The organism is bacterium (assembly GCA_021372775.1).
Lineage (GTDB): Bacteria > Acidobacteriota > Polarisedimenticolia > J045 > J045 > JAJFTU01.
This window is the reverse complement of record JAJFTU010000241.1, coordinates 1-6908: the sequence shown is the minus strand read 5'-3', so window position 1 is coordinate 6908 and position 6908 is coordinate 1. Positions and strand designations below refer to the sequence as shown.

8 protein-coding genes and 1 tRNA gene are annotated in these 6908 nt (G+C 71.0%); 6 read left to right on the top strand and 3 right to left on the bottom strand.

Going from position 1 to position 6908, the window contains the following annotated elements:
• The 5 genes from LLG88_08575 to LLG88_08555 form a co-directional block, all read left to right on the top strand.
• Positions 1-321: hypothetical protein (locus LLG88_08575; GenBank protein ID MCE5246955.1), on the top strand; the 321-nt coding region annotated here is incomplete at its 5' end.
• Positions 322-342: 21 nt separating this feature from the next.
• Positions 343-924 (top strand): hypothetical protein, encoded by a 582-nt coding sequence (locus tag LLG88_08570; protein MCE5246954.1) that lies wholly within the window; start codon positions 343-345, stop codon positions 922-924.
• Positions 925-1384: 460 nt separating this feature from the next.
• A complete protein-coding gene (locus tag LLG88_08565; GenBank protein MCE5246953.1) occupies positions 1385-1711 on the top strand; it encodes a hypothetical protein in 327 nt (108 codons plus the stop codon).
• Positions 1712-1782: 71 nt separating this feature from the next.
• Positions 1783-2022 (top strand): hypothetical protein, encoded by a 240-nt coding sequence (locus tag LLG88_08560; protein ID MCE5246952.1) that lies wholly within the window; start codon positions 1783-1785, stop codon positions 2020-2022.
• Between the two features lie 4 nt (positions 2023-2026).
• The gene (locus LLG88_08555) at positions 2027-2668 is read left to right on the top strand and encodes a hypothetical protein (GenBank protein ID MCE5246951.1); all 642 of its coding nucleotides are present in this window, start codon (positions 2027-2029) and stop codon (positions 2666-2668) included.
• On the opposite strand, the gene LLG88_08550 is transcribed toward LLG88_08555, so the two are convergent.
• Positions 2657-3703: a CPBP family intramembrane metalloprotease gene (locus LLG88_08550; GenBank protein ID MCE5246950.1), complete on the bottom strand. Its 1047-nt coding sequence runs from the start codon at positions 3701-3703 to the stop codon at positions 2657-2659. The two genes, LLG88_08555 and LLG88_08550, sit on opposite strands and share 12 nt — an antisense overlap.
• A gap of 236 nt (positions 3704-3939) precedes the next feature.
• Between LLG88_08550 and LLG88_08545 the strand changes: the two genes are divergently transcribed.
• The gene (locus LLG88_08545; protein MCE5246949.1) at positions 3940-4539 is read left to right on the top strand and encodes a hypothetical protein; all 600 of its coding nucleotides are present in this window, start codon (positions 3940-3942) and stop codon (positions 4537-4539) included.
• A 42-nt stretch (positions 4540-4581) separates the two neighbouring features.
• On the opposite strand, the gene LLG88_08540 is transcribed toward LLG88_08545, so the two are convergent.
• Positions 4582-4681: transfer RNA gene (locus tag LLG88_08540), tRNA-Sec, on the bottom strand.
• 1139 nt (positions 4682-5820) lie between these two features.
• Complete coding sequence (locus tag LLG88_08535; protein MCE5246948.1) at positions 5821-6276, bottom strand: hypothetical protein; 456 nt, start codon at positions 6274-6276, stop codon at positions 5821-5823.
• Positions 6277-6908 lie beyond the last annotated feature (632 nt).

The following is a 6908-nucleotide window of genomic DNA, read 5'->3' as shown; positions in this document are numbered from 1 at the left end:
AAGGCGGAGGTCGCGAGGATCGCCGGCGACGACGCGCAGCGGGTCGCCGGCGGCCTCCTCGAAGGGCTCGCCTTGGCCGCGCTCGGCCTCGACGAAGAGGCGGCCGCGGCGCTCGACCGGGCCGGCGTGGACGAGGCGCTCGATCCGGCGCAGGACGCGCGCGGCACGGCCGGGCTGGTGCTGGAGCGGCTGCTGCGGAAACTGGGACGCGCCGACTACGCCGCGGAAGTTCACGCCCGGTGGGCGGGGTTCGACCGCGCGCGGTTCGGCGGGCGGGGCGGTCCCCCGCTCGGCGCGGCTCTCGACGCGCCGCTCGACTGAGCGGCGCCGCGGAGACGGAAGATGGCGCCCAACGGCGACGAGGGACGCGCGGTCTCGGTGGCGGGCTTGAACGCGCTGCTCGGCATGGTCGAGCGGCCGCTCGTCGCGATCGGCGGCGGAAGATGGATCCTCGGCGCCAACCGCGCCTTCGAGGAGTTCGTCATCGACCGCGGCCTGCTGCCGAGCGACCCGCTGCCCGCGATCTTCGAGCGCGGTTCCTGCGAGGCGCTGGACGACGTCCTGCGCACCGCGGGCGGAACGACCGCCCCCAACCTGACCTCGATCCGCCTCGTCGGAGGCGAGAGCGTCTCCGCCCGCGCCGAGGTCATCGGCTTCGGCGAGGGGGCGCGCGTCGCCTTGGTCGTCCTCGATCCGCCGCGCCAGGCGGCGCCTCGAGGCGACGGTCCGTCCTCCGTCGCGTCGTTGCGGCACGACGTCGCCGCCCCGCTGACGGCGATCATGGGGGACGTCGAGTTGCTTCTGCTGCGCGGGGAAGGCCGGTGCCCCGAGGACCTGATGACGATCGCCCGCCGGATCTTCGACCACTGCGCGCGGATGAACGAGATCCTCGCCCGCAGCCGCGCCGAGGAACTGGGGCGCTGACCCGTCCGCCGCGTCCGTGACGACGCGCCGGCGCCGCGCGGCCGCCGACCTCACGCCGTTCGTGACCGTGACGACGCGACGGCGCCGCGCCGGGGCGCCGGCCGCCGCGGCGACGCTTCGGGCGGCCGCCCCGACGAAATCGTCATCCCGCTCCGGCCGAAGGCCCCGGGGGGGCGTCCGGCGACGGATTGTCGTCGCGGGGCCGGTCGAATCGTTCCGCCCCTCCCGGAAAATCGTCCTGACACCGTCAAAAATCCGTTGCCGAACCGCCCGGACGGCGGGGCCTCCGTCGCCCGGCGCGGCGCGGCCGAAAGGCCCGGAAGAGCGCCCGGAAAGGCGTTCCAAGGCCGAAAGTTCGTGATTCCGCGGCCGAAAAGTAAGTCGGATCGGGGGCTCGTCCCGGCTGGCACGCCGGTTGCTCCCACTCAGTGCGGTCGAGGCCGAGGCCTCCGGGAGAGACATGAAAGAGCGGCTTGAAAACGGACTCCGCAGCCTGCACCGCGCGATCGGCGCCGTCCCGCGCCTGCGCCCCGTGGACGCGTTCGTCGTCGGCGGTCGGCGGTCCCTCGAGACCGGCGGGAACGTGTGGCTGCTGATGTCCAGACCCGGCGAGAAGCTGATCGACTTCTTCCTCGCCGACGACGACGTGGCGAAGACCGACGACCCGGTTCCCTGCGCCTGCGCGGGGATGACCGCGGACGGCCGCGTCGTCATCGGCGAAGTGAACTGGGACGCGGACCGTTTCCTTTCGGAACTCATGGATGAGGGCGACGCCGCGGCGAGGTAGGCCGCGGCGAAGAGCCCCCGCCGTCGCGGAAGCGTCCAAGGACGGACGGCGGAACAGGCGAGGGGACGACGATGATCGGACAGCAGGCGGCGTTGTTGGAACGGGCGGAACCGCTGGCGACGGTGCGGTGCGCGACGCACGAGGAGACGCTGCGGCTGGAGGCCGAAGTCGCGGTGCAGGTCCTGCCGCTCTGCGCGCGGCGCGGCGAGGCGCCGGTCCGCATCCGCTTCGCCGGGCAGACGATCGTCGCGACGCCGCTGGACACGCGGCGCTTCGTCCGGGCGATGGCCCGCTTCCTCAGCTTCAATTGATCCCATGAACGCGGCGGACCCGACGGAACGGGAGGGCGCCACGGCCTCGGCCGCGGCGCTCCGCGCCGTCGTCGCCGCGGTCGGGCACGACCTCAACAACCATCTGGCGACGATCCTCGGCCGGGCCGAGCTGGCCCTGTCGTGGGAAGACCCCGACCGCTGGCGCGCGGCGCTCGACGCCGTGGCCCGCGCCGGCGACCGGGCGCGCGTCCTCGTCGCCGACCTGCAGCGGCTGGCGCAGTGGAGCGCCCCCGACGTCGAGCCGGCCCCGCTCGGCGACGTCCTCTCGACCGCCGCGCGGCTCGCCGCCCGCTCCGCGCAGCGCTCGTCGGTGCGGATCGTCGTCTCGCCGTCCATGCCGCCCTGCCGCGCCCACCGTCCCGCCGCGGCGACGCTCGCGGTCTGGGGCGCGCTGCGCGCCGCCCTCGCCGCCTCGCCGGGCGAGGGAACGCGCGAATGGCGCCTATCGGCCGACGACGAATGCGGGCTGACGGTCCTCGCCGAGGCCGACCGGCCGCTCGATCCCGCGGCGTTCGCCGAGGCCGCGCGTCTCGGCGGCGGCGTGCGTCTGCCGCTGGCGACGCTGCTCGACGACGCCGGCGCCTCGCACGAACTGGACGGCCCGCGTCTGCGGCTACGCTTCTGACTTTCCGCGCCGCCGGCGATGGTCCACGGCGGCCCCCACGAACAGCAGGAAGACGAACAGCAGGCCGACCCGCGCCGGCGCGAGGAGCGGCTCGCCCGTCGCGTTGACCGGCAGCGGCAGCGCGCGCAGCAGGAGCAGGTTGAGCGCGGTGTGCGCGGCCGCGGCGAGGTAGAGGTTCCGCGCCGCGGCGTAGAGCATGCCGAGCAGGATCGACGTCAGCAGCACGAAGAGCAGCGCGCCGGCGGCGACCGCGGGGGGACGGCGCGCGTCGAGGTGCTGCAGCGCGAAGCCGCAGGAGACGACGAGGATCGCGCCTGCCGCGGCGGCGCGCCGCGGGAGCCGCTCCCCGCGGCGCCAAGGAAGCCGCGCGAAGAGGGCCGCGAGCGCGCCTTGGAGCGCGGCGCGGTAGAAGAGCTCCTCGGCGAAGCCGCGCACGACCTGCGCGGCGGCGGCGACGCGGAACGACGGCGCCCAGTAGATCGTCCAGGGCGCGCGCACGACGAGCGAGACCGCGACGAGGGCGAGGACGACGACCGCCGCCGCGGCGCCGGAGATCGCCAGCGCGCGCAGCGCGGCGGCGGGGGAGAGCCCGGCGCGGATCTCGGGGCGCGCGGCGCGCGGCAACGGCAGCGCGAGAAGCGCGGCGAGGAGCAGCGCGCCGCCGGTGGCGAGGCGATAGACCGGATCGGCGAACGCCGGGCCGGAATCGCGCGCGGTGCGGGCGGCGACGCGTCCGAGGAGTTCGACGGCGATCCACTTCTCGCCGACGACCGCGAGGACGATCGGCGTCGCCTGCGCCCATTGCGGCGGCGCGTCGGGCGAGGCGGGGAGGTCGCGCCCCGCGCGGCGCTGCCGAGCGTGGAGCGCGGCGAGCAGCGCGGTCAGGACGAAGAGCGGGCCGAACGGGCGGAGCGCGGCGAACGACGGCGCCGCGAACGGCAGCCAGCCGACCGGGCCGGAGAAGAGGCACGCGGCCGCGGCGAGGGCGGCGCACCCCCAAGCGCGTCGGCGCGCGATCTCCCGCTGCGCGTCCATCGCCGGAGAGCTTGACGCGCCCGCCGCGCCGCGGCAATCGCCCCGCGCGCCGCGTCGCCGCCTCGCCCGGTGCCCCTTCGCGGCGGCGGAGGCCGCGAAAGGCGTCCGCGGGAGGCGCGCGGCGTCGCCGCCCGCGGGCTTGATCGGACCGCTCGACGGCGCACGGCGCCCGCGCGCCGCCCGGAGCGCGCGCCGACGGAGCGGCGCCCTACACTCGCGGAAAAGGAGGCGATCCCATGGCCACGCTCAAGCCGAACATGCTTCGCCCCGCGTTGATCGGCGCCGCCGTCGGCGCCGCGCTCTCGCTGATCCCCCCGCTTTGCTGCCTCAACGTCTGCTGCTGCCTCGACCTGGCGATCGGCGGGATCGTCGCCGGCGCGCTCTACGCGCAGGCCGCGTCGCGGATCGGTTGGTTCGCCGGCGTCGAGGAAGGGCTCGAGGTCGGAGCGATCGCCGGCGCCCTCTCCGGCGCCGCGGTGGGTTTGGTGAGCGCGGCGGGGCAGTTCGGCGGCTGGCTGGCCGCGCTGCGGTTCCATCCGTGGCGGATGATCCACGCGGCGTGGGAACTCGACGACGCCGCGAGCCTGCTCACCTGCGGCGGGGCGCCTTTCATCGCGCGCATGGCCGGCGCCGCCCTCGGGCCGACGCTCTTCGGGCTCGCCGCCGGCGCGCTCGGCGGCACGCTCGGCGTGCTGATCTTCCGCGCGACCCCCGTCGGCGCGCCGCCCGCGGCTTCGGCGTCCACGTCCGGGTCGGCTTCGGCGTCCGAGTCGGCGTTTCCGTCCTCGTCGGCGTCCTCGACGACGCCTCCGCCTCCGCCGGCCGCGGGGATCTGAGCGGAACCGCCGCGGCGTCGCGCGTCGCGGCCGAGGAGGGAATGGCGGAAGCGTGTGGGAATCGAACCCACCCCCCGCCGGCGCAGCCGACGGGACGACTGGTTTTGAAGACCAGGAGGGCCACCAGGCCCCATTCGCTTCCAAGTCACTGAACGCGCAAGGATTCCGTTTCGGCCACGCGCCCCGCGGCATGGCCATTGTGACCAACTCGTGACCAGTTGGAGCCGAATCCCTCGAAAACGCCCGCCCCGCTACGCGCAGCGCCGGGCTAGACGCGCCGAAGGCACACCTCTCCGTCGTCAGGATCGCGCGTGCCCCATGAACTTCTTGGAGATCTTAAGCGGTATGCCCACCTCCGCCAAGACCGTGCCGAACCGATGCCGCCGGGATTGAAGGCACCCCGTTCTGTTTCTTGCGGCTCTGGCGCGTCGCGCCCGCGGCTTCCCTCAATGAGTGGCGTCCCTTGCGGTTTCAGTCCCGCGTATGGCGGTGTTCAGCCGCACGGGGGTGCCGCCAAGGCGTCCTGCCACAATCTGACGGGGGCGACCAACAATAGAGGACACGTTGGATGGACCGGTTGTCCGGCGGCAATGGAGAGTCTGCCCACCGTTGTGGTGGGGCAGCGCCCTGTCCCTGGCCGGCCCCGCCCCACCACACCAATGGTCCGTCGATGTCAGACGCTTCCCTTCGGGATAATTCGGAATGCCATGTCAAGAATCGTCAGCATATGCGAAAACCAGTCCGGCGGGAGACCGTAGTGGCGGCAGACGAAGAACACGCAAACCAGAATCGTAATAAAGGAACCCCGTTTCGCTGCGATTCTCAGGTGCGTTCTTGTCTGCCGAGAAAGAGGCTTCTTTCGCGGCAACTTTTGCTGTCGTCTGCGATGGGCTGAATCTAGGACATCATCTGGCATACGTCTTCGCTCCTTGGGACCTCCTAGCGAGCACCGGAAAAAACCGGAAAAAATCGCTTGGAATAGTCTCAAAGCGCTGGCTATCGTCAGGCGACGAGGCGTAATATCTCCTCTGGTCGTTGCTTGACAGATAGTCCGCTGGATGGTTTCAGGGGGAAGCTGCAACTTCCACCCAGACGGGCCATCGGCCCTGTGCCGGTGGCTCGTTTTGTTACCTCAAAGTCAGTCTACAACATTTTGTGGAATAACGTGTCGTAAGCTCTAGATCTTGGGGCGGTGCTGATCGGCATAGCCCAATTTCGAGCCGAAGACCTCCCCCCCAAGAGAAGCAGTCGCCGTCTGCGCGCCTTGGCGGACTGCCAAGCCTAGAAGGGAATATCATCGTCGTCACCGAGCGCGAGAACCTTGGACTGACGCGAAGTCACTACCGGAACGAAGGGGCCTAGCTCTCGTTTCACCGCTTCGGCCCTCGTTTTTAGTTCATCATCGATTGCCTTGAGCAACTTTGGAATTTGTGCGCCCCAGATGGTTCTTTCCTGTCGCGACAGATCCGACAGGGGACGTACTGTGAACTCAAGGTCGGGGTCGGGATCCTGTTCACGAACTGCAAAGGTCCACGCGGAGCCGCACCGTGTGTACCCTAGTTCGATCGGCGTGTCGTTTTCGTCCTTGGCGACCGGAATCCAGATTGAGAGGCCAACGCCGGCCTTCGAAAGTTGGGCTTCCGCATCCCGAGCTAGTCTCTTGACCGCATCATCGATCGAATTCAAAAACGAAGCATTGTTCGCGATCGACGCCAAGACAGAGGGAATTACGTCCATAAATGACACCCTTTTCTGCACCGGCTAGGTGGCAACTGGCCCGGCTTGGGCCGCGGCGAATGTCCCCGGCTACAGGGACATCACTCATTGGTTATGCTACCACAGAACCGCAGCTCTGTGGCAGTTTTTTCGCCAAACGTTATGACAACGCGTGGGGCGCGCCGGGGGGCGGGCATGAAGCACGGTGTCGGGGTTCTGGTTGGCCAACGACAAACGCGGTGGCTAGGCCGTCCGTGCGTTCGGATGCGGTTTTCGTTGCGGCAGCTTTCGTCCCCACGGCCGGGTACAAGCCGATTCGGGCGAGGCTGTGGGGCGGATGATCTGCCAGAAGCCGTCGAAGGCGCGCAGTGAAACAGTGTCGGAGAATCAGTCGCGCTCTCGAAAACCAAGCGGGCTAGGCCCCATTCGCTTCCGGGACGATTGGTCGTGCGGTCCGGTCATTGTACGGCATAGGAACGAGCGCGCCGGACACTCCGCCCGGCGCGTCGTCGTTCGCTCTATAGTCGAGTCGCGCGGCGCGCAGGGCGCCGCGCGGAGGGCGCCGCGCGGAGGGCGGAACGATGAAGGCGAAGCTGATCGCGGCGGCGGTCGCCGCGGCGCTGATCGGAGGCGGGGCGGCGCCGGCGCCGCTC

Bases quoted from the DNA above. Each gene is read 5' to 3' on its own strand.
- LLG88_08570 (MCE5246954.1), top strand. From the start codon at position 343: ATGGCGCCCAACGGCGACGAGGGACGCGCGGTCTCGGTGGCGGGCTTG.
- LLG88_08565 (MCE5246953.1), top strand. From the start codon at position 1,385: ATGAAAGAGCGGCTTGAAAACGGACTCCGCAGCCTGCACCGCGCGATC.
- LLG88_08560 (MCE5246952.1), top strand. From the start codon at position 1,783: ATGATCGGACAGCAGGCGGCGTTGTTGGAACGGGCGGAACCGCTGGCG.
- LLG88_08555 (MCE5246951.1), top strand. From the start codon at position 2,027: ATGAACGCGGCGGACCCGACGGAACGGGAGGGCGCCACGGCCTCGGCC.
- LLG88_08550 (MCE5246950.1), bottom strand. From the start codon at position 3,703: ATGGACGCGCAGCGGGAGATCGCGCGCCGACGCGCTTGGGGGTGCGCC.
- LLG88_08545 (MCE5246949.1), top strand. From the start codon at position 3,940: ATGGCCACGCTCAAGCCGAACATGCTTCGCCCCGCGTTGATCGGCGCC.
- LLG88_08535 (MCE5246948.1), bottom strand. From the start codon at position 6,276: ATGGACGTAATTCCCTCTGTCTTGGCGTCGATCGCGAACAATGCTTCG.